Genomic DNA, 23,229 nt, shown 5'->3' on the forward strand with positions numbered 1-23,229 from the left:
ATTTATTTTAGTTTGCTTTAATTTATTTTAGTTTGCTTTAATTTATTTCAGTTTATCTTAGTTTATCTTAGTTTGTCTTAGTTTATTTTAGTTTATTTTAGTTTATCTTGGTTTATCTTGGTTTATCTTAGTTTGTCTTAGTTCATGAGTGCCGTATTACGTGATTTCCAGTCGCCAATAGTTCATCTACTGTTACAAAATTAAATCCCTTTTTCTGTAATTCCGGGATTGCTCTGTCTAAAGCCGACACAATCCCGAAGTTTGCCTCATGAGTTCCACTGTGTCCATCGTGGCATAAAATAATTGATCCATTTTCAGTATTTCTCACTATGTTGTTGTAAAGATCTGCTGGTCCATACGTGTAAATGATAGGTCCGTCAAGAATAACAGCAGGTTCGGTGGAACTATCTCCTGAGCGACAGCTCCATAAAACAGTTTTGAGGTCAAGTGCTTTTGTTATATTACTTACTCTGTCGTCGATGTTGCCGTAGGGAGGACGAAAGTACACAGGAAGTTTTCCTATCAAATTAGTGATTATATTTCTGGTTCTGGACAGTTCATTATTAAGAATTTCTTCATCAGTAAGTCTGGAAAGAGCTAGATGATCATAAGAATGAACGGCTATGAGATGGCCTTCATCATTTGCACGTTTGACAATTTCGCTGCCCGTTATGTACCTGCCTGTATAGTCCTGAGCAGCAATGTTTTTGTCAATGCAGTAACCAAGACAAAAAAATGTGGCTTTAGTTCCATACTTCCGAAGCACATCAAGGATATATGGGGTTATTCTGCCTGGACCATCGTCAAAGGTCAGAGCAATATTAGGGATTATAGGATTACCTTTTACAATTATCTCTTTTGACATCATAATACCTATGGAAGTTTTTGCTTGAGTCTACTTTTAAACCTTAACAATAGTATTTGGAAAGGATAAAGGATTTTTGTCTTGGATTTAATGTAAAAAAATAGAAAAAAATATATGTCTTTTCTAGAGTTTCATTATTGGTTGTTTTCCATTATTGTTTGTATATGTGTTAATGACTGCTTTCAATCTCTTCTGTTTATACCCCAAAATATCAGTTATTTTATATTAAAGAAAAGAAATAAATATATGATAATATCTAATATTAGAAACTATAAGTAAATTAAATAGAGAAAAGCCACCTCTGAGATGAAAAACAATGGATAAATTAGAAAAAATATTCGGGAAAACTGCACAGATGACAGTCCTTAAGAATCTTATTGAAAGACAAAACGAACCAACTTATCTTTCAGGAATAGCTGAGGAAACTGGATTGTCACATGCAAGCGTATCACGTGTCATCACACCTCTGGTTGGATCGGGAGTTGTTACAGAAAAACCCTTCGGAAAACAAACTCGAATTTTCCAGTTGAACTCGGAAAGCGAAGCTGCAAAGTTGATAGTAGATTTTTACAATAAAATTAACCAGACAAAGATTGAAGCCTAAACAATAATAAGCATGTTGAAGCTTAAACAATAATAAGCATGTTGAAGCTTAAACAATAATAAGCATGTTGAAGCTTAAACAATAATAAGTGTGGATGCTTTAACTCCCAAGCATGGGATGCTTTAACTCCCATTTTTGTTTTTTTAAATGTTTGCCTATCATGTTACTATCGTTTCTAAGGCTTCAACAAATAATATTCTAAGACTGAAAGACTAATTTCCTTATGTGAGCCTCTTAACCAGTACTCAGGACCAAATATTCTTTTATATACTCTTAGAATTTAATTAAAGGTAGTACCTAATATTTAAATGCCTTAATTTAACTCTAATGTGTGAAGTCCCCTTTCTCTACAGCTTCCGTTGAGAACCGGAAGGTGGCAGGTGGGGGATGAAAACCGTCAAGTTCAAAGAATATTCTTTCACAAAAATTATTTATTTTTTTTAAAGCCTATTACTCTCGGATGTTAAAGGCCTATAAGTACCGAGTCTACCCAACAAAGATCAGAAACGACTTATAAAAGTTCATTTTGGAGCTTGTAGATTTGTCTATAATTGGGCTTTAGAACAGAAAATAAAAATTTATGAACAATATTTGAGTCAATATACCTGTTCTTTTTTACTCTTTTTATACTTCATTGCAGTAAGTTTAGAAAACAGATCCATATGAATACAGGGTTAGTATGTATATTGCACAGATTTATAATTTGAATGAAAAATATGATATCTAATAGTCGAATAACACTGTAAATCGTTAAAAGTTTAACTCTATCGGTTTTTTATTTCAACTGCAAGAACCCAAATATCTCAAAAAGAGATTTATATAGTAGACAATATATAGTGAAGAAGGGAATTAAGGTAGATAAAAGAAATTAAGGCAAATAAAGGGGATTAAAGCAGATAAAGGGGATTAAAGCAGATAAATTGTTTTCATATAAGTTTTCTATAACTTATTGAAGGTGTCTGCATCTGAAAGCTCAGAGCGGAAAAATGCTTTAGAAAAATGCTTTATGTTGAGAAAATTCAGTTATCCTGATGCGTAGTGTTATTCCTTAGAGTCCTTTATCTTCGTCATCAGTTTCTCAGCAAAATACTAACTAATTTTGTAAATTAGCTCAAGGATAGAAAGTAAGGCAATACTACCTGAATTTACCTGAATTTACTTGAATTTACTTGAATTTACTTGAATTTACTTGAATTTACCTGAATTTACCTGAATTTACCTGAATTTACCTGAATTTAAACTTTCATAGGATATGTTAAAGAGGGGTATATAGGCATGATCTTATCAAATCCAGACACTCCTGATGAAGACAGAGAACAACAAAACTCGGAAAAAAGAGGAAATTATAGCATTTTCCAGAAAAAATCTTCAGAGTCGGATATTACTAAGGATCATGCGAAAGATGTCACTCTGTGGCATTCACTGGGAGCAGAAGAGATATTTAGAAAACTTGCTTCATCATCGAGGGGCCTGGACACTGAAGAAGCAGCCACAAGGCTGCATGAATATGGAAAAAATATTCTTCCAACACGAAAACCTCCAGGACTTGCAGAAATAGTTTTTCATCAATTTAAAAGCCCTTTGATTTATATTCTTCTTATTGCAGGAATTATCTCAGTGCTTCTAAATGACTTGAGAGACGCAGGATTCATTTTTCTTGTAGTAGTAATAAATGCTGTAATAGGCACTATACAGGAATGGAAGGCTGAAAAGAGCGCATCTCAATTGCAGACCATTTTAAAAATTGTGTCTCGGGTCAGGAGAAATGGATCTGAGATTCAGATTCCAGCAGAGGAAATCGTTCCTGGTGATATAGTCCTGCTCGAATCAGGGAGCCGAATTCCTGCCGATCTTCGTATTCTCTATGCCTCCAACCTCACAATCGATGAGTCGCTTCTCACTGGAGAATCTGCTGCTGTAGAGAAAACTGTGGACATCCTCGTAGAGGACACTCCTGTGAGTGATCGGGGCAATATGGCATATGCAGGAAGTACTGTAATTACAGGGCGTGGTTGTGGAGCTGTAACTGCAACCGGAAGCCGGACAGAAGTCGGTATGATTGCGCGGGCGGTCACAGAGACCGAATCTGCAAAACCGCCTTTGCTCATTCGCATGGAAGACTTTTCCCATAAAATCGGAATCGCTGTAATTGCAGCAAGCGTTGTGATGAGTGCAGTTGCCCTCTCGCAGGGGATTGCGCCTGTTGAGGTTTTTTTCCTTGCAATTGCCCTGATAGTATCCGCAATTCCTGAAGGGCTGCCTGTAGGGGTTACAGTAGCACTTTCAATTGCGTCTACAAGAATGGCTAAAAGAAATGTAATTGTTAGGAGTCTTTCTGCGGTTGAGAGCCTGGGGAGCTGTACTACAATCGCAACTGATAAGACCGGGACTCTGACTGTCAACCAGCAGACAGCAAAAACGGTAGTATTGCCTTCGGGAGACCTGTTTGAAGTTTCAGGAGAAGGTTATCTTCCTGTCGGCCAGATCAAAAAAATAGCACAAACAAATGAAGCTTCTCCGTCGGATGACGAAGAGATGGAGAGCTTACGAAGGCTTGCACTGGCGGCTACAATTTGCAATGAAGGCACTCTATACAAGGAAGGTGAGACATGGGTTCACCATGGAGACGCCATTGACATTGCATTTCTTACGCTGGCATCCAAGCTGGGAATCGATCAGGATAAGGTCAGAAACGAAGTAAAAATAGTCGCCGAAGTTCCGTTTGAATCAGAGAGTATGTACGCTGCTGTGTATTATCGGGAGAATAAAAGTGGACCTATAAAGATAGCTGTCAAGGGAGCTATGGAAGCTATCCTTCCGTACTGTACAAAAATGAATTCTCTGAGAAAAGTTGTTCCAACTGATCCCGATTTACTTAATAGTGAACTTAATTCCCTGATGGAAAATGGGTATCGTGCGCTTGTAGTAGCTGAGGGTATAGTCTCAGAGGAGACAAATGGTGCTTTTGATCTCAAATCTGTAAATCCAGAGCTCACGTTTCTGGGCATCGTTGGGTTTATAGACCCGTTGAGACCTGATGTCAAAGAAGCAGTCCAGACTTGCAAAAAGGCTGGAATTGATGTTATAATGATTACAGGAGATCATCCGAAGACTGCATTTGCAATAGCAAGAGAACTTGGTATAGCATATTCAAAAGAAGAGATGATATCTGGAAGAGAGATTGAAGAGCTTGGTGACTCTGAACTTCCAGCCTGTATTAATGCTCTCGATAAGGCACGGGTTTTTGCAAGGGTAACACCAGTACAAAAGATGCAGATTGTGGATTCTCTTGTCAGGAAGGGACACTTTGTTGCTGTCACCGGGGACGGAGTCAATGATGCCCCTGCACTCAGGAGGGCAAATATTGGTGTAGCAATGGGATCAGGAACCGATGTAGCTAAAGACACGTCATCGATGATCGTAGCTGACGATACATTTTCTTCGATTGTTGCAGGGGTTGAAGAGGGAAGAATAGCCTATGATAATATTAGAAAGGTTACCTTTCTGCTTGTCTCAACTGGGCTTGCAGAAGTGGTTCTTTTCATACTCGCGCTTTTTGCAGGTCTATCTATACCATTAATTGCAGTACAACTCCTGTGGCTTAATCTCGTCACAAACGGAATTCAAGGAGTGGCACTGGCTTTTGAGGCAGGAGAACCCGGAACCATGCACAGAAAGCCGAGAAAACCTGAAGAAGGAATTTTTAATAGCCTGATGATAAAAGAGGCACTACTCTCAGGAATAACTATTGGTATAATAGCTTTTATAGTTTGGTCATGGTTAAATGGGGAAGGGTATGAAGAAAACTGGGCAAGAAATCTTCTTTTGCTTTTAATGGTACTCTTTGAGAATTTCCATGTATTTAACTGCCGTTCAGAATATCGGTCCGCGTTTCGAGTACCTCTCAGGAATAATTACTTTCTGGTTATAGGTGTCGTTTTGATGCAGGGGCTCCATATCCTTGCTATGCATATACCTTTTATGCATGATCTTCTAAGTATAAGTCCGGTTTCATTTGAAGACTGGCTACTTTCTTTCGTAATAGCGAGTATGGTCGTAATTGTGATGGAAATTTTTAAAAGAGTAACTCTGGTGAAAACGAAAATTTGAATCTATTGGGAAAGTCAATAATGGCACATTGAAAGTTATAGTGTTCCGTCTCTATTATGTATTGCTTACTCAAAAAGTTACAATAGATCCACACATTTGTTGAAATGATAGAAACAGATGTGGATTATCGATGGCATGTCTTTAGCTACATCGGTTCTTACTATCTGAGTATGCATTGAAACCTCTGACTGAAGGGAAATAGATAATAAGGTGCTTGATCGTCGTAAACTGCATTACATGTCGGAAGAAATAAATTATTATTCGAAAAAGGACACATTCCAGACTGGAAATGTCTCTGAGCCAGGTAAAGGGCTTGTCTTTGCAATGGCCTGTGCATGTGGAATTGCAGTGGCGAACATCTATTATAACCAGCCAATGCTTGGGGTTATCACTCGCTCCTTTCCTGGCGAATTGGCTCCCAGCCTCATTCCTACTGCTACTCAACTCGGTTACGCAATCGGTTTGCTGCTTCTGGTGCCTCTGGGAGATCTGATAGAACGTCGTCGACTCATCGTATCCCAGTTCCTTGTTTTGGCCTTATCACTGCTTTTTGCCGCCGCCGCATCTACTGGTTGGGCCTTGCTGAGTGCTTCACTTTGCATTGGCTTTACCGCTTCTGTCACGCAGCAGATAATACCGGCTGCCGCATCACTAGCCTCTGATAACCGCCGAGGTGCAATTATAGGTAGCGTTATGAGCGGGCTGTTGAGCGGCATGCTTTTGAGCCGGATTCTTGCCGGTTTTATCGCTACTAACTACGGCTGGAGAGCGATGTTCTGGCTTGGCATTCCCCTAGTTCTGGCTGGTGCGGCAGCAATGGCGCTGTTATTGCCGCTCAGCCATCCCGTGACTTCTATGAACTATGGCTCGCTGCTTCGTTCACTCCTACAACTTTGGCGCGAGGAATCCAGGCTACGTCGCGCCACATTTATACAGGGTTTGCTTTTTGCCGTGTTCAGTGCCTTCTGGACGATCCTCGCACTTCATCTTGAACAGCCCCCTTTCCACCTCGGCGCCGACGTCGCAGGACTTTTTGGAATTCTTGGGATGGTTGGAGTGCTTGCTGCTCCCATAGCTGGACGTCTAGCCGACCGCCGGGGACCAGGCCAGGTTGTTTCTACAGGTGCGTTTGCCGCTCTGCTAGCCTGGCTGATTCTTGCAGGCTGGAATTCTCTTGCTGGCCTGGTTTTCGGTGTCATGCTTCTTGATTTCGGGATGCAGAGTGCCATGGTTGCCAATCAACAGGTAATTTACGGGCTTAAGCCACAAGCACGCAACCGGGTGAATAGTTTGTTCATGGTAGGGATGTTTATTGGCGGCAGCCTGGGGTCTGGAGGTGCAATGCTGGCCTGGAAGATAGCAGATTGGAAGGGCGTTGCCGTTTCTGCTATTGCTGTAGCACTTACAGCTTTCCTGGTACCACTTTTGCTCCAACGCAATCATTCATGAAAAATTTTCAGAATTTCAGAATTGCATGGGTTATTGATAGTTGTTTGCTACTCAATAATAAAGTTTAATGAAAAGTATTTTCTTGCAGGAGAAGGGACAGAAAATACTAGTATATTATAGAAAATGAAATATAAAAATACTACCTAGTAATGAATCACTGTATTTCTAAATCCGTAACTAACAACTTCCCAATTTTGGGAAAAGCTTCATTATTTAAAAGCTTTAATTTACTTTTGAGAATTATTTAAGTTTCAATATTTAATTTATTACAATTTTAGGTAAAATTAAGTGTACATAAGAGGATCAAATAGCATGTTTTATAAGTTTAAAAGTATTATCTCTAGGTTATAAATTGTTATGGAACCTAAAAGACGGAAGGTCTAATATAATAATATAGATCAAGGGATGGCACTATTGAATTATTTTAACGTTAAAAATTATTTTCTTAAATCACTACAAACTTTTTATATATTTTAAGTATTAAAAAATAGTACGATAGTTACAAATAACTTGTAAATAATTATTGAAAGTTAACTGTTTTGTTGCCTAAGAGAGGGAGACTAAGGGGATAATGACAGCTAAAATGGAGCAATATCCAGCAATGAACTCGAATCCTGTGCTCGGTGTGGCAAAGGATGGTGTTATTCTTTACTCTAATAAGGCAGGGGAATCCTTATTGTATGAATGGGGTGTGAGAGTCGGAGAAAAATTACCTCCGAATCTCGAAATTTTTGTCCAAAGGGCAATTTCCCGGAAAGGTATTGAAAAAATAGAAGTCACTATGGGTAAAAAAGTATACTTTATCGTTTTTGATCCCTCGCCTGAACAAGAATGTGTAAACATTTACGGATTTGACATAAGTAGCCGTAAAAAGCTTGAGGGACAACTTCAGGGAAGTGAAACTCAAGAAAAGGCAAACCTGGAGCTTGCCAGGATTATTGATGCTAAAGCGGTCCAGTCCCTTATGAGTGACTTCTATACGCTTGCTCATGTCCCTATGGGCCTAACCGATTTGGAAGGCAATGTTCTGGTGAGTGTTGGATGGCAGGATATCTGCATGAAATTCCATAGGGTTAGTACTGAAGCTTGCAAGAATTGTGTAGAAAGTGACATAAATCTAACTGCTGGAGTTGCTCCGAGAGGATATAAGCTGTACAAATGTAAAAACAATATGTGGGAAGTAGTAACTCCAGTTATGGTAGAAGGTCAACACGTTGGCAATATCTTCTCTGGACAGTTCTTTTTTGATGACGAGCCTCTGAACTATGAACTTTTTCGGTCTCAAGCTAGGAAATATGGCTTCAATGAGGAAGAATATATAAAGGCTCTTGAAACAGTTCCTCGGCTTAGTAAGAAAGCTGTGGACGCAGGCATGGCTTTCTTCATGGCCTTTGCTAACATGATATCACAACTAAGCTATAGCAATATCAAGTTATCTCAGTCACTGGCCGAACGTAATTCGGTTGTAGACGCGTTGCGAAAGAGCGAAAAGCGTGAACGAGCTCGTTCGGATGAACTTGCAGTAGTATTGGATGCCGTGCCTGTAGCCGTGTATATAGCACGTGATCCCAAGGTGCTTCAGATAACTGGTAATCGTCTATCCTATGAATGGCTCCGGACTCAGGTGGGTATAAACTTATCCAAGTCAGCTCCAGAGGGAGAGAAGCCAGAGATGTTTAAATTATTCAAGGATGGGTTAGAGATCCCGCCTTCAAAAATGCCGTCACAGTTAGCGGCTACGGGCATAGAAATAGACGACTGCGAGCTAGATATCGTATCTGCTGACGGCCAGATACGACATGTACTGGGTAATGCCAGACCTCTACATGACGAGCAAGGAAATCTACGTGGATCAGTTTCTGCGTTTATAGACATCACAGCGCGAAAAAGAGCAGAAGATGCTATCAGGTTATCAAACGTTTATAATCGAAGCCTAATTGAAGCAAGTCTGGACCCTCTGGTAACTATTGGGCGTGACGGTAAGATTACCGATGTAAACAATGCTACAGAACAGATTACTGGATATTCTAGAAATGAGTTGATTGGAACTGATTTTTCAGATTACTTTACCGAACCTGAAAAAGCACGTGCAGGCTATCAGCAGGTATTCATGCAGGGTGAGGTTCGGGATTATACCCTGGAAATCCAACATAAGGACGGACATATAACTCCTGTTTTGTATAATGCTTCAGTTTATAAAGATGAGAATGGCAAGGTTATGGGTGTCTTTGCTGCTGCACGTGATATCACAGAGCGAAAGAGAGCTGAGGAGGCACTTCTGGAAAGTGAATCACGTTTGAGGCTGGCCCAGGTTTCTGCAGGCGCAGGCATATGGGATTGGAATATGTCTGCCGGCAAGATTGAGTGGTCTGAAGACCTATTCCGCCTCTTTGGTTTAGATCCCAGGAAATCTGATGCTAGCTTTGACTTATGGAGAAGTCTGGTCTATCCTGACGACAGGCTGGTTGCGGAAAGACGGATTGAAACAGCAATCGACAACCATACCTCCCTCGCGAGCGAATACCGGATCGTGCTTCCATCGGGAGAAGTACGGTGGATCAATGCCCTCGGCAATACGACCTACTACAGCAATGGGAAGCCTCAGCGTATGTCCGGTATTTGCATTGACATTACCGAGCGCAAATGGGTTGAAGAGGCGCTGCGGGAAAGTGAAGAGCGCTTCCGTGCTCTGGTGACTGCCAGTTCAGAAATGGTATATCGTGTGAACCCTGATTGGACTGAGATGCGCTATTTCTATGGTCGAGGTTTTCTTGCCAATACAGAAAGCCCAAGCAACACATGGATTCATGAATACGTTCCTCCGGAAGATCAGCCGCATGTGATGGCAGTCATCAATGAAGCTATCCGGACGAAGAGTACTTACGAACTGGAACATAGGGTCCGTCTAGCAGACGGCAATTTAGGATGGATTTTCTCGCGTGCGGTTCCGATGCTGGATGCAAATGGCGAAATCGTTGAATGGTTTGGAGCTGCCAGTGACATCACAGAACGCAAAGAAGCAGAATTTAAGTTAAAAAAAGCACATGAAAATTTAGAAAAAATGGTTGAAGAGCGTACCGCAGAACTTGAAAAAGCTTACAACTCGCTGAAAGAAAGTGAAAAAGGTCTTGCAGAAGCTCAAAAAATGTCTCATATTGGAAATTGGGAGTGGGATATGGTAACGGACAAAGCATACTGGTCCGAGGAAATGTATCGTATTTTCAGACGTGATTCTCAAGAATCAGCACCACCTTACAACGAGTTTTTAAATTACATACATCCAGATGATCGAGACTATGTGGATAGTGCCCTTGCCATTAAGAACGCGGTAAAAGGGCAAACTTACAGTATTGAATATAGGGTTGTCCTGGATAATGGGAAAGAGCGCATAGTTCACATGCAATCTGAAGTTATTTTTGATGAAAAAAACAACCCTCTTAGAGCTAAAGGAATTATTCAGGATATTACAGAACGTAAAGAAGCAGAAGAAGCCTTAGCAAATGTTGAGATTGCCCGTAAAAAGGAAATTCACCATCGGATTAAGAATAATCTGCAGGTAATATCTTCACTTCTTGACCTTCAGGCTGATAAGTTCAATAATCCGAGAGTTATTGAGGCTTTCAGGGAAAGCCAGAACCGGGTTATATCTATGGCTCTCATCCACGAAGAACTTTATAAAGGAGAAGGAACTGATACGCTGGACTTTTCGACATACATCAGAGAGCTAGCTGAAAATCTTTTCCAGACTTACAGCCTTAAAAGCAAAAATATCCACCTTTCAATGGATCTGGAAGAAAATATATTTCTTAATATGGACACTGGTGTCCCATTAGGAATAATTGTCAATGAGCTCATTTCCAACTCTCTCAAACATGCATTTCCCGACAAAGGCAGGGGAGAAATCCAAATTAAACTACATAGAGACAAAAAAGGCAAGTCTAAAAAGGAAGGCGATAAGGATACCAGTTTTATTCTGATTGTTTCAGACAATGGTATAGGCATTCCTGAAAATCTCAATATTAAAGATGTTGATAGTCTTGGTATACAGCTGATAACTGCTCTCGTAGATCAGTTAGATGGGAAGTTTGAATTGAGAAGGAACAATGGCACAGAGTTTACTATGAGATTTAAAGTGATAGAAAAAATATAATCTTACTCAAGTAGGCTCAAAATCGCAGGAAAAAGAATAAAAAATTTTGTAATATTTAGGGTTATAATTTGGTAATGATTGGGGTTGTAATTTGGTAATAGTTAAGGTTGTAATTTGGTAATGATTGGGGTTGTAATTTGGTAATAGTTAAAGTTGTAATTTTGTAACGATTAGGGTTGTAAATACAATTGGATATGTGTATTATTACATACCCGCAATAGTTAACATTTTTAGATAATTGGCCTTTCAAGTCCACTAAATAGAATCACTCTTTTTTAAAGGTTTGCGCCCTGCCCGGACCTACTGAAATGTAATTAATCGGTACTTCCATCAGTTCTTCCAATCTTTTTACATAGTTTCTTGCGTTTTCCGGAAGTTCCTCGAAGGCTTTTACTTCAGTAAGGTCAGTTTCCCAGCCAGGAAGGTCTTCGTAAACAGGCATGCACTCGGCAAGATCAGCAGTAAGTTCTGGAGGATAATCAAGATTTTCCCCCTTGAAGGTATAGCCGGTACAGATCCTGATTGGATTAAGGCCTGTGAGTACATCCAGTTTGGTCAGGGAAATTTCGGTATATCCATTAAGAGCAATAGCTTTCTTCAGTAGAGGTAAATCAAACCATCCACATCTTCTGCCTCTCCCAGTAGTAGTCCCAAATTCTCCTCCGGCTTTTTGTAGTCTTTCCCCGAGTTCTCCTGTTAGTTCCGTTGGAAGTGGGCCTTCACCGACTCTTGTGATATAAGCTTTTACTATAGCAATTACATTATTTACTCTTGTAGGGCCAACTCCGAGGTTGGCACAGGCAGAGCCTGCAATTGTAGAAGAAGAAGTTACGAATTTCTGCGTTCCGTGTATAACATCGAGATGTGTACCCTGAGCAGCTTCAGCCATCACGTGTTTTCCTTCATCAAGAGCTTTATTGATTTCTCTGGAGACATCTGTTATATAAGTGGCAAACTGCTTTCCCAGCTCAAGATATCGTTCAATTAGTGCAGGGTCTCTAACGATTTTAGGATCTCCTCCCAGTGTTGCTATTTCCTTTTCTTTCTGGGGAGCAAGTTCCTCAAGTCTTGCAAGAAAACGTTCCTGGTCTACAAGCTCAGCCATGCGGAATTCGTCTCTTGCTACTTTATCGATATACGCGTAACCTATTCCGCGTTTTGTAGTCCCAATTTTCTTTTCCCTTGATTCTTCCCTTAGTCCATCCATTTCGATGTGGTAAGGCATGATTATGCTTGTCTTCGCATCGACTCCGAGTTTTTCGGCATTTACCTGTATGCCATGCTTTTCAAACATTGCGATTTCTTTGGCAAGAACCTCAGGATTCAGGACAACCCCAGGCCCTATTAGAACTCTAGCATTAAGTAAAATACCCGAAGGAATCAGGTGTAATTTGTAAACCTCATTTCCTACTCTGACTGTATGGCCTGCGTTGTTTCCTCCTTGGAAACGGGCAACAATGTCGTAATCTTTTGCAAGAAGGTCAACAATTTTGCCTTTTCCCTCGTCGCCGAACTGCGCGCCTGTGATTATCGTAAACATAAAGTCCTGATTCGGGCTTAACTATTAATAACTTTTTGTTTCACCTCCCGAGTCCAGTCTCGGTAAGACGACTCACATTCCGCTTTAGGAGGGCGATGCCCTTTTTGTGCCTGAGTCCCGTCTTGGAAGGATGATGCCCTTTTCGCTACACTACGCTTCGCTCAAGAGGTCTGAACTATGGGCAAGATAAGTTGTTTTTCAACTTGCTCAAGAAGGATAATTTATCAACAAACTTATCAAAAATATTTGATTGCAATCTGGCAGGAAGGACAGGGACGGGATTTAGATTAAGGAGGATCTGAGGATCAGCAGGCTGAGAAGCATGAGTATTATTGCGAGGATTGCGGCGGTTTTTGTACTTTCTTTATCGCTTCCGAAGATGATTGGGATCGGGCCGAGCATGATTACGCCTCCAGCTTTGATTTCGGATTCGCCTTTTCTTTCGGAGGTTTTTTCATGGAGAGGGCTCTCAGAGTTTGAAGTGCTCTCAAAGCGTGAGTCTCTTTCGAGTGTGTCTGTTCTGTTTGAGTAGCTCTGCGTTGATCTGTATTCCTGGTACAGGCTTAAGGCTACGCCGATCATAATTAGCAAAAATCCGATAAGTATCGTGAGAATTCCAATCGAAAAAAGCATGCTTACATCAGTCAATGTTTCGTTTTCCATAGGAATAAATAGAGGATTGAGATTATTAATCCAAGTCCCAGCATATTTGTTGTTATTTCAGGAGATGAGCCAAAAACTATCGGGATTGGGCCGATCATTATCAGTCCGCCCGTCTGGCTGTTTGAAGGGTGCTCTATAATAGTAAGAACTGTACCTAAAAATAATATAATGATACCAACAAATATGACCGTTGTGCCTACTCTTAGAAAATCCTGAGATGTACGCATGTGGAATGATATAATGCTTTTACTATTAAATCTATCTTTCTAATTTTTTGCATCCGTAGCTTGTCCTGTTTTAATGGTTTACAAAAAGGGGCACAATTTTTCTGCAGTTTTTTCTTTAAAGTCGGAAAATGGTTATATTCTTTGTCCTTTCCAGTCAGGATTAGAACTAGTGCATTGATTCCAAAGTATGTCCGAAATGAATTTTTGAAAACCACGGAAAACACGGAAGATACGGAAATAAGTAGTAAGGGCGTGGTTCTTCCGTGCTTTCTGTGTTTTCCGTGGTTGTACTATCAAGATCGAGTAACTCTGCAACTGACTGCGTTTTCTGTGTTACAGAATTCCATCTGACTTTAAACTAATATTTGCATCATAAGCTGTAATTATTTTCTTATTATGTATATATTTGAAAATCGATGCACTAATTATAGATCCAACGTAACGATCTAACTTAAAGCTCTAACTTAAAGCTCTAACTTAAAGCTCTAACTTAAAGCTCTACGATAAATAAATACGTGTAATTGTTAAAGAGTTAACTTAAAGAGTTTGATCGAAAAGTTAAGTTAAAAGCTCAGTTTTTTCTAAGTTTTCTGTCTAGTTTCTTTCCTGAATAATTTGCTGAAATCTGGAGAATACAACAGCATGTATAATATAGAAAAAGGAATATGATGACTGAACGGAATACAAATGTTGACAAATTCCAAGCGAGTGTCCGAAAGCAATTTAATCAAAGAACTGAATAGATCCTTAATTGGGATATTATACAGGCAGTCGGGATATAAAAATGATCACAAGCGTGGCAGGAACTTATATATACTCTTTTTATATTTATGTATATATTTAATTCCGAACATTTTAACATTCACTGTGAAAAGTAAGAGTACCTTTTAAAGGTCATTTTACTCTTTGATCTTTGTGATTCATACTACAACTGGGGATTTTATGAAGAGGATTCTTGATTTCCCCTTTCTCAGGCTTTACTTCTTGCTTTACTTCTTGTAAAAGCCAGGACAAAAGGACAAAATGTGATCATCCTGAGATAAACTATATAGGCGAATAATCTCTCCGGAAAATAACGCTTAAAGCTTAAATGGGTAAACTGGACTGGATAACTGGTCATTACTGGTTACGGACTGCACTATGGGTCCCGCAGGCCAGTTGGCCTTCAAATCAACTTATTATAAATCAATAATTCCTGAGTGAACTAATCTTTAGATTATGTATAGACTGTATAAACTCAATTTCACGCGATAAAAAAGGTGGTTTTAAGTGTCAGAAGACAGTTCAATAGGATCTTCTCTGGAAGATATCAAAACAAGGGTAGAGTTCCAGCTTGAGAGCGGGAAGATCAATGCTGAAGATGTGAAATCTCTCTTAACCGAAATAGAAATCATGAGGGTCCAGAATGAGAACATGAAGGCCCGGCTCCTTGAAGCAAGTGTAGCAACGGGCAGGCACCTTCAGGAAATCAACAAATTGAAAGCTCATCTGGAACAGCTTACTGAGCCTCCTCTCTTTATTGCAACTATTCTTGAGGTAAACGGAGAAATTGCACTTATAAGGCAGCATGGGAATAATCAGGAGGTTCTTACCCAGATCCCTGAAGAGTGTATTGGAAAGATTGAGCCTGGCATGAGAGTTGCAGTAAATGGGGCCTACTCAATTATTTCCGTAGTCAGCAGAGCTGCCGATGTGCGGGCTCAGGTAATGGAACTCATTAACTCTCCTGGTGTGGACTACAGCATGATTGGCGGGCTGGATGACGTGCTTCAGGAAGTCCGGGAAAGCGTTGAATTGCCACTTACCGAACCCCAACTTTTCGAGGAAATCGGAATCGAACCTCCTTCAGGTGTCCTGCTCCACGGGGCTCCAGGTACGGGCAAGACTCTTATTGCAAAGGCTATAGCTTCTCATGCAAAAGCAACCTTTATCCGGATGTCGGGATCTGATCTGGTCCAGAAATTTGTAGGTGAAGGCTCAAGGCTTGTCAAAGACATTTTCCAGCTTGCTAGAGATAAGTCTCCAAGCATTCTCTTTATAGATGAAATCGATGCTGTTGGCAGCATGAGGACCTATGACGGAACCAGTGGCTCGGCCGAGGTCAACAGGACAATGCTTCAGCTCCTTGCGGAGATGGACGGTTTTGATCCTAAAGGCAATGTAAAGATCGTTGCTGCAACCAACAGGATTGATCTGCTCGATCCTGCTCTCCTCAGGCCTGGCAGGTTTGACAGATCTATCGAAGTTCCACTTCCTGACGAGAAAGGAAGGGCTGAAATTCTTAAAATTCACACTCGCAAGATGAACCTTGCAGATGATGTGGATTTCGAAAAACTGGCAAGAGTCATGACCGGTATGAGCGGGGCAGAAATCAGTGTTATCGTCAAAGAAGCCGGAATTTTTGTGCTGCGTAGGCGCGGTAAACAGATTACCATGGCAGATTTCCTGAAGGCACACGAAAAGGTCGTAAGCACTGAAGAACCTAAAATTCCTCAGGCTATGTTCGTATAAAGCTGTCCCGACAGCCAAACCGATAGGCAAAGCATGAGAAAATGTAACCGGATTACTCTTCAAGTTTAAATACAAGGTTAATGGAAAAAAGAAAATGTTTGTGAATATTTTCTTAAACTTGCCGGGTGGGATACTACTTTCCCGGCAGTTCCTCTATTTTTTTAAAACTCAGACGAAAGATTTATATTTTATAAATTACTTGAAGATATGCTGCCTGATAGGCAAAGCATAACAAGATAACAAGTTGCTCCGATAGTGTAGCTCGGCCAATCATTCAGGACTCTCACTCCTGCGACTGGGGTTCAAATCCCCATCGGAGCACTTTTCTATATTATACCACTTTTCTATATTTACAATTTTTCTATAGCTTTTTATATCTTTTTAATGAGTTCATCTCATAAATAAAAATTACGTCTGATAGCATCGAATTTGGAATTCTCACTCGACTTTCAGATAATTAAATATAATTTTTGGAATGTAATTTTGAAACTCTTTATGATGCAGGAGTAAAACTGGTTTTGGGATGAGCTCAATGTTATTCTAAGTTTTGCAGTTGAACTCAAAGCAGAGCAAATCATTGAATTGATTATCCTAAGATAGTAGAGTTTAAGGGTATCAATTAATCTGTTTTTAATATTTTTATGAAAATAGTCTTTACAGAAACTATGCTCTCTACCTTGATTCCATGGTTTTTAAACATATTGTCAATCCATATTGAAAGTAGTTTGGCAAAAGTAAAGCCAAAATCATGGGTTATTATCAGCTTATAATAGCTGTTGCAATCTTTGTAATCTATAGTATCAACCCAGTTAGTTATCTTGAGATTGACTACTAGCCCATTTATAATTTCTTTTAAATTACATTCCTCAAGAGACTTCTGAAAGTAGAGTTCTATTGTATATTCTATTATTTTATTCCGGATAAAAAGTTCACTTAGCAGTTCTATATCGGCGTTCTCTATCAGCATTTTAAAGGTAGTTTTTTCAATAATAACTAATGATCTTGCTCTTTTAAGGCGCATCCAATATTTCTCTTCCAGAGTTAATTCTGGAATCTGTCTTGAGCTATTATCCAGATTTTCCAGTGCAAGTTCTAAGGCTTTTTGCTGCGTTTCAAATTTTTCTGCGTACTTTTTCAATAATTCCCAATGTCTCTGCGAGATTGTTGTAGAAATTCGGTGTGTTTTCAAAATAATTCACCCCAAATTTCAGACATTTTTCAGAATTTATAGAACTTCTGAAGTTAAACTAAGAGTTAAACTAAGTAGTTAGTATGTTTTAAACCTTCAACTATCTAAAACACATCTAGCTACAGAGTCTATTGTACCTGATTTTAGTCTACAAATGCATACAGTCCGAATTCACTAATTTTTCCAATGCGCATATCATACGAATTATGCGCATACTATACTTACGTTATCTGGGTAGGCTATTTTTACCTGCGTATTTTATGTTATCTTTGTTCACAGCAAAAATGGTGCTCATAGCAATAATTGCTTAGAGTCTGTCTCAAAATTAATTGGTTCTACATTTGAGATCGGCTTACGCATCAGAACTAAAAACAGTAGCATTGAAATTATTCAACACTAAACAAAAAAATGAGATATGTTTAAATATGGGTGTGAGTTCTATGACTACAGAAGACGATATTATGGCCACTCTAAACAATCAGTGGTACAATGCGGTTGTAATGGGGTTGAATTTGGACCCTGCCCAGTTTCAACTAGCTCAGGGAGCAGTTAGTCTGGGTTATAACAACGAAGAAATTTGGGAGTTCTTTGATGCCATTCCACCGGAATCAACAAGTAACTTTTGGGGGATATCAAAACACAATAACCTTTCAGCTGGCTATGGGTCAGTAATCAACAATCTTGTAACTCAAGACTCTGGTGACTTTAGGAAAAAGCTAGGTAACAACTATAATGACTGGCTTAAATACAAGGTAACTAATGACGCCTGGAAAGATATTACAGCAGATGAAATTAATAAAGACCCAGTAGAGGCACTGAAGAAAGTATTCCGAAATTGGGCTGTAAGACATCTTGACTCGGATACTACGAAAGCAGCTCTTACGTATATGGATCAGGTAGATATCGTATCAGTAGCTGTAGGCAAGTGGGTAGCAGCGAAAGGAAATTATGCATACACTGCTGGGGTAACTCAACTAAAAGACAAGGTTGAGGAAGGACAGAAAAAGACGTTTGTATTAGATAGTAATCAGACAAATACCGACACATCCAAATCTTGGGCAAAAGGGAATCTAATTGGAGTGGTTAGTTTCTTTATTGGAGACGCTAACGCAAAATGGGATAACTTTATCCAAACTATTAAGACGAAGGGAGTTAATATGCAGGTCACCTTCAAAAAAGTTGCTACTCTTGAAGGTGGTCCATATTGTCTTCAGACAAATCTTAATCCAGATCTAAATGACTATATGCCTTGGTGGGACTCAGCTGTTATCCAGGCGGCAAAAGCGGATAAAAGCAATAATATGTGGAAACATGAATCTCCAACTTGGGAGGATGCTTTTGGAGAAACTGGTTTCTTTCTTAGAGCTGTCGACGCTTTAATCGTTGTTGATGGTATCGATACGGTCATGACTGTGAAAGCTACGGTAGACACAGACAAGCGTAAAGCTTTCGAGGATTCGGTATCTGCTGGATATTGGCCTTTCTTAGAGGGAGAGGTTAAAGGTGGTTGGAAGCACGATGTTAAATACAGCGATAGTGGAACTGTAACAATCACATCATCATGCCCAGAAGGAAATCCTAACGTCATAGGGGTGCTTGTCAGTTCCATTTAAAGATTTTTTGTTACTTCTTAGCCATTCAGCGAACAAACTTTACCTATGTATGGTTTCCATTGAGTTCCTGAAAACCATACCACATTTATAGCATAATGTTTGCAATTTATAAATGTTATATAGTCAATCTATAAGGAGTTTTTAACTATGGTAAATGCTACTATCGAGATTATACGACAAATGATTGCCCAACCATTTAACTGTAATAATCCAGTTATACGGAGAACTAGTGAACAAGGTAATGAGACGTGGTATTATTTAGTAAATACTACATTTCAATACATAAATTATGACTTTGCAATACATTTCCATCCTACTCTTCAAGGTAATTGGCTTCATGCAAATGAAGCTCAATCTGCTAACCCAAATCAGAATGTACAAATTAATCGTCATAACACCTGGTTTCAAAGAATGTGTGATGCCTCCAGAAATTGGACCCCTCAAGGTCAATTTCACATTATTGCCCAGTGCCCATGAAGAACCTTTAGCGTAGAAGAAAATGGTTTCAATTGATATGTAGTGCTTCTCCAAACTTTCCTTTTTATATTTATTATCTTTCTAGCTGATTCCAAATCTCTAAACTACTCATCTGAAGCGCTAATATGAAATAGTTAATCGAGTCTCCTATCATAAAAATGATTCAGAAACTCGTATTGAGATGGGAGCGAAATCGGTTTGAGATGAGCTCCTTAATATAAAGTACGTTCCTTGCTGTCCTTTTATGATCTCCTCAAAAAATCACAACTATCACAACTATTTATCTTCAATCATTTTTTTAATTTTTATAACGTTTTTCAAGTAAGAGTAAGCCTGAAAATTGATGTAAGCAAGTCTAGTGCATTTAAGCAGATTTACTTCACACAATTATATTATTTTTCTAATTTATTTCTATTATACATTAAAAATGTTTTAATATGATTTACAGAAAAATGCTTCAACCGAGTAAGTCCTAATAGGTGTAAGGAGAAATTGAGAGAGAAACGATATTAAATGATGAGTACAGGAAATATACAAGATGTTCAAGCTATTGAAAAAAAAACTCCGTGGCTACCTTTTCGGCACAGCTTGCGCAGATGCCCTCGGCCGCCCTGTAGAACACCTGACCCTTAAACAGATAAGGGAGACATACGGAGAACAGGGAATTCTTGAGTTAGCCCCAGAGTCACCCTGGACTGATGATACCCAGTTGATGCTCGTACTTGCAAGAAGCCTGCTTCGAGGAGCAGAACTTGAACTTCCCGAGCTTATGAACAAAATCGCAGAAGAACTTATATTCTGGCTGGACGAACCTGACCTCGGTGCAGGAGCAACCACAAAAGGTGCAGCCCTGAACCTGAGAGACGGAATTCACTGGAGCAATTCGGGATTAAATTCAAAAACATGTGGAAGCCTCATGCGGGTTGGAATCCTTGGCTTTATTTTCCGGAACGACCCTGAAAAACTGATTAAAGCAGCTTCAATTTCCGGCAGAATAACTCACACCCATCCAGCTGCAGATGCTGCCTCGGTTGCAGGAGCATACGCTGTAAAATTAGCTCTTGATGGGGTGGAACCCGAGGAAATGTTTGAACCGCTTCTTGAGGTAACTCAGGGAATCTCTCAGGAATTCACCCAGGCACTGGAAAGTTCCTATAAAACTGCTTATAGTAGCATCGGAGATGAAGAAGGTTTGAAGAAACTCGGGCAGGGCTGGTATGCGGACGAAACTTTTGCACTGGCATACTTCTGCATATTACGTTACCCTAACGATTACAAAAAAGCGGTACAGACCGCAGTGAACATCACCGGAGATTCGGATTCGGTTGCTAGTGTGGCAGGAGGTATTCTTGGGTCCAGGCTGGGAATTGAAGGCATACCAGTTTCCTGGATTGAGGCACTTAAAGAGAACGAAAAAATGGAGGAAATGGTGGGGCCTCTGCTTGAAAAGTATTTTCAGCTTTCAGGAAGTAAATTGAGATCTTGAAATTCGATTGAACTATTGAGTTATATTTGAGGTTTTGAAGTTAAATTGAGGTTTTGAAGTTAAATTGAGGTTTTGAAGTTAAATTGAGGTTTTGAAGTTAAATTGAGGTTTTGAAGTTAAATTGAGGTTTTGAAATGGATTTTTCCGAAAAAAATGGTTCTCTGGGAAGAAACGTTTACTCTGAAAAAAATGACTGTTCTGAAAAAGATTCTCCTGAAAAAAATCTTTTTTCCGGAAAAGGCGTCTACTGCTTGATATTCGAAAACCGGGCCTGTAAGATTGAGGTCGGTAAAAAGGGAGAGTTCTCTTTCAGTCCAGGGTTTCATATCTATGTGGGGTCAGCTCTGGGGCCAGGAGGACTTAAAAGATTACAGAGGCACATCAACCTTTCCAGAAATCGTGACCGAAATCCCAAATGGCATGTTGATTATCTTCATCTGAACCCTGCTTTCAGGTTAGTTTCAGCGGTTTATGCTTTTACTTCTGAGCGGCTTGAATGTGCACTTGCCAACAGGGTAGGAAGGGATTCAGTTTCTGGTTTCGGGTGTACCGATTGTAAGTGCAGTTCTCATCTTTTTTATAGAAACAAAAATCCTCTTCCAGAGATTACTGAAGCTTTTGAAGCTCTTGGACTTTCTGCCCTTGTGCTGGAACTTTAACCTAAGGTCTTTTTTTCTCTATACTGGCAGGAAAGCTTAAGGTAGAGCAGGATTTATTATATTATCAAAAAGATAGAGTTGTTTAATCGGGGGATGTCCAATGGAACAATTCTCTTTTATTGCCTGCATGCCTGATATACCCGGGGCATTGCACAGGGCAGCCGAAATTATCACACGGTACGAGGGAAATATTAACAGGATACAGTATGATCGCAGGATAGATTTACATACTGTTTTCTTTGAAGTGACTGCTCTTCCGCAGGCTTATGAAAAGATTCGTGAAGAACTGGAAAAAATAGGCTATCTCCAGACTTCCCTTCAGCCTGTAGCTTTCGTGAAGTTCCATGTCTATCTCCCGAACTGCCCTGGCGCTTTATTTGACCTCCTGAACTATATCACTTCATCGAAATCAAGCATTACTTTTCTTGATTTTGATGATCGGGGACAGCATCCTGAAAGGCTTGTTGTAGGTCTTCACATTGAGGACCCTAATATGATAGATGCTCTTCTGAACCAGCTCAAGTCCAGATACAGGCTAGATATTTTAGAGTATGATACAACCGGGGAGAAACTTGATGATACGGTATTTTATCTCAGGCTGGCCCAGAAGCTCAGGTCGTTTATCGGGAGTGCTGAAGATGATTTTTTGATGAGGTTTCTGCAGGACATTAATCATATTACCCAGGAACTCTCAAACCTTCAGAAAGATCCGATTGAGGTTTTTGAGAACATTCTGAAAGTTGGGGATTACCTTAATCGGACGTCAGGAGACAATTTTTATGCCGATGTACAGAGGGTCAGGATAAAGGACGATATCGAACTTTTCTGTTTTCAACCTCCATGCGGGGGAAATATCTATCTTTTTGATACCTCTTCTGAAAGGGTCATGATCGACACAGGGTATGGTATTTATTTCCAGGACATCGTGAACATGCTCCAGTACTACGGGCTTGGAGATCTGAGCCGGCTTAAAAGGATTTATATTACTCATGCTGATGCCGACCATTGTGGGGCTGCTGGTTGTTTTCCGGCACCCTCCTATCTTAATCGCGAGACTTTTCTGATTACGCGGGAAACCAGCAGAGCCTATGGATCAAGCAACCAGGATTGTATTTTAGAAGAGGTTTACACGAAGATAATTAACCTTTTTTCCAGATTTACTCCCCCTTCAAATACGGTTCTCTTTCCCGAAGTCTCCCTCTCGGACAAAATAATCGAAAAACGGGGCGTATTCCCTATTATCGCTCGATTCCGGATCGGCGACCTGAAGTTCGAAGTTCTTGAAGGAATGGGAGGGCATATGCATGGAGAAGTTTTCTACTTCTGCCCTGAAGAGGGGCTGCTCTTTCCTGAAGATGCGGTGATCAATTTCAAAAGCTTGAGCCCTGATAGAACTGCATATAATGTTCTGGCTGATTATCTTATGACATCGGTGAACGTTGACAGCAAACTTGCGCGAGAAGAAAGGCAGTCCCTTCTTTCCCTAATTTCCGAGATTGATGAACAGCTCGCCAGGAAAAACAAAAAATGCCTTATCTGCTGTGGTCACGGTTCAATGTCCTTATTGGATAATGGAAAACTTATCGAGTACAAAGGTTCGGAGAGATATGTTGCAGGGCAAAAATGTATCTCTCAAGAAAATTTATAAAAGCTTGAATAAAAAGAGTTCGAAAAAATCTAAAACTC

General features: G+C 39.9%; 14 protein-coding genes, 1 tRNA gene and 1 pseudogene. 11 read left to right on the forward strand and 5 right to left on the reverse strand.

Going from position 1 to position 23,229, the window contains the following annotated elements:
- Positions 1-142 precede the first annotated feature (142 nt).
- Entirely contained in the window at positions 143-868 is a 726-nt protein-coding gene (locus MSBRW_RS03165) for a polysaccharide deacetylase family protein (protein WP_230669939.1), read from the reverse strand.
- 313 nt (positions 869-1,181) lie between these two features.
- On the opposite strand from MSBRW_RS03165, the gene MSBRW_RS03170 reads away from it, so the two are divergent.
- The 5 genes and pseudogenes from MSBRW_RS03170 to MSBRW_RS20745 all read left to right on the forward strand — a co-directional run bounded on the left by MSBRW_RS03170 (position 1,182) and on the right by MSBRW_RS20745 (position 11,178).
- Positions 1,182-1,469, forward strand: a complete 288-nt coding sequence (locus tag MSBRW_RS03170; RefSeq protein ID WP_011305443.1) for a helix-turn-helix domain-containing protein — start codon at positions 1,182-1,184, stop codon at positions 1,467-1,469.
- Between the two features lie 460 nt (positions 1,470-1,929).
- Positions 1,930-2,057: pseudogene (locus MSBRW_RS20740) on the forward strand (helix-turn-helix domain-containing protein); the annotation flags it as partial.
- Positions 2,058-2,744: 687 nt separating this feature from the next.
- Complete coding sequence (locus tag MSBRW_RS03175; protein WP_011305442.1) at positions 2,745-5,579, forward strand: cation-translocating P-type ATPase; 2,835 nt, start codon at positions 2,745-2,747, stop codon at positions 5,577-5,579.
- Positions 5,580-5,903: 324 nt separating this feature from the next.
- Entirely contained in the window at positions 5,904-7,028 is a 1,125-nt protein-coding gene (locus MSBRW_RS03180; RefSeq protein ID WP_268990308.1) for an MFS transporter, read from the forward strand.
- Positions 7,029-7,599: 571 nt separating this feature from the next.
- Positions 7,600-11,178 carry a PAS domain-containing protein gene (locus tag MSBRW_RS20745; RefSeq protein WP_196298022.1) on the forward strand — a complete coding sequence of 1,193 codons (3,579 nt, stop codon included), beginning with the start codon at positions 7,600-7,602 and terminating at the stop codon, positions 11,176-11,178.
- Between the two features lie 265 nt (positions 11,179-11,443).
- On the opposite strand, the gene MSBRW_RS03190 is transcribed toward MSBRW_RS20745, so the two are convergent.
- From MSBRW_RS03190 to MSBRW_RS23775, 3 genes are all read right to left on the reverse strand, one after another.
- On the reverse strand, positions 11,444-12,718 hold the full coding sequence (locus MSBRW_RS03190) for an adenylosuccinate synthase (RefSeq protein ID WP_011305439.1): 1,275 nt from the start codon (positions 12,716-12,718) through the stop codon (positions 11,444-11,446).
- Positions 12,719-13,000: 282 nt separating this feature from the next.
- Entirely contained in the window at positions 13,001-13,366 is a 366-nt protein-coding gene (locus tag MSBRW_RS03195) for a TIGR00304 family membrane protein (RefSeq protein ID WP_196298023.1), read from the reverse strand.
- Positions 13,363-13,608, reverse strand: coding sequence for a TIGR00304 family membrane protein (locus MSBRW_RS23775; RefSeq protein WP_011305437.1), 246 nt, complete (start codon positions 13,606-13,608; stop codon positions 13,363-13,365). Before MSBRW_RS23775 ends, MSBRW_RS03195 begins: the two co-directional genes overlap by 4 nt.
- A gap of 1,269 nt (positions 13,609-14,877) precedes the next feature.
- On the opposite strand from MSBRW_RS23775, the gene MSBRW_RS03200 reads away from it, so the two are divergent.
- The gene (locus MSBRW_RS03200; protein WP_011305436.1) at positions 14,878-16,119 is read left to right on the forward strand and encodes a proteasome-activating nucleotidase; all 1,242 of its coding nucleotides are present in this window, start codon (positions 14,878-14,880) and stop codon (positions 16,117-16,119) included.
- A gap of 246 nt (positions 16,120-16,365) precedes the next feature.
- Positions 16,366-16,440 (forward strand) — tRNA-Glu (locus MSBRW_RS03205).
- 298 nt (positions 16,441-16,738) lie between these two features.
- On the opposite strand, the gene MSBRW_RS03210 is transcribed toward MSBRW_RS03205, so the two are convergent.
- Positions 16,739-17,308 (reverse strand): hypothetical protein, encoded by a 570-nt coding sequence (locus MSBRW_RS03210; RefSeq protein ID WP_011305435.1) that lies wholly within the window; start codon positions 17,306-17,308, stop codon positions 16,739-16,741.
- 440 nt (positions 17,309-17,748) lie between these two features.
- Between MSBRW_RS03210 and MSBRW_RS03215 the strand changes: the two genes are divergently transcribed.
- The 4 genes from MSBRW_RS03215 to MSBRW_RS03235 all read left to right on the forward strand — a co-directional run bounded on the left by MSBRW_RS03215 (position 17,749) and on the right by MSBRW_RS03235 (position 23,191).
- Complete coding sequence (locus MSBRW_RS03215) at positions 17,749-18,921, forward strand: hypothetical protein (RefSeq protein ID WP_011305434.1); 1,173 nt, start codon at positions 17,749-17,751, stop codon at positions 18,919-18,921.
- A gap of 1,027 nt (positions 18,922-19,948) precedes the next feature.
- Positions 19,949-20,884 (forward strand): ADP-ribosylglycohydrolase family protein, encoded by a 936-nt coding sequence (locus MSBRW_RS03225; protein WP_230669943.1) that lies wholly within the window; start codon positions 19,949-19,951, stop codon positions 20,882-20,884.
- A 134-nt stretch (positions 20,885-21,018) separates the two neighbouring features.
- Positions 21,019-21,543 carry a GIY-YIG nuclease family protein gene (locus MSBRW_RS03230; RefSeq protein WP_011305432.1) on the forward strand — a complete coding sequence of 175 codons (525 nt, stop codon included), beginning with the start codon at positions 21,019-21,021 and terminating at the stop codon, positions 21,541-21,543.
- Between the two features lie 100 nt (positions 21,544-21,643).
- Positions 21,644-23,191 carry an MBL fold metallo-hydrolase gene (locus tag MSBRW_RS03235; RefSeq protein WP_011305431.1) on the forward strand — a complete coding sequence of 516 codons (1,548 nt, stop codon included), beginning with the start codon at positions 21,644-21,646 and terminating at the stop codon, positions 23,189-23,191.
- Positions 23,192-23,229: the final 38 nt, after the last annotated feature.

The sequence above is a fragment of the Methanosarcina barkeri str. Wiesmoor genome (assembly GCF_000969985.1).
Lineage (GTDB): Archaea > Halobacteriota > Methanosarcinia > Methanosarcinales > Methanosarcinaceae > Methanosarcina > Methanosarcina barkeri_B.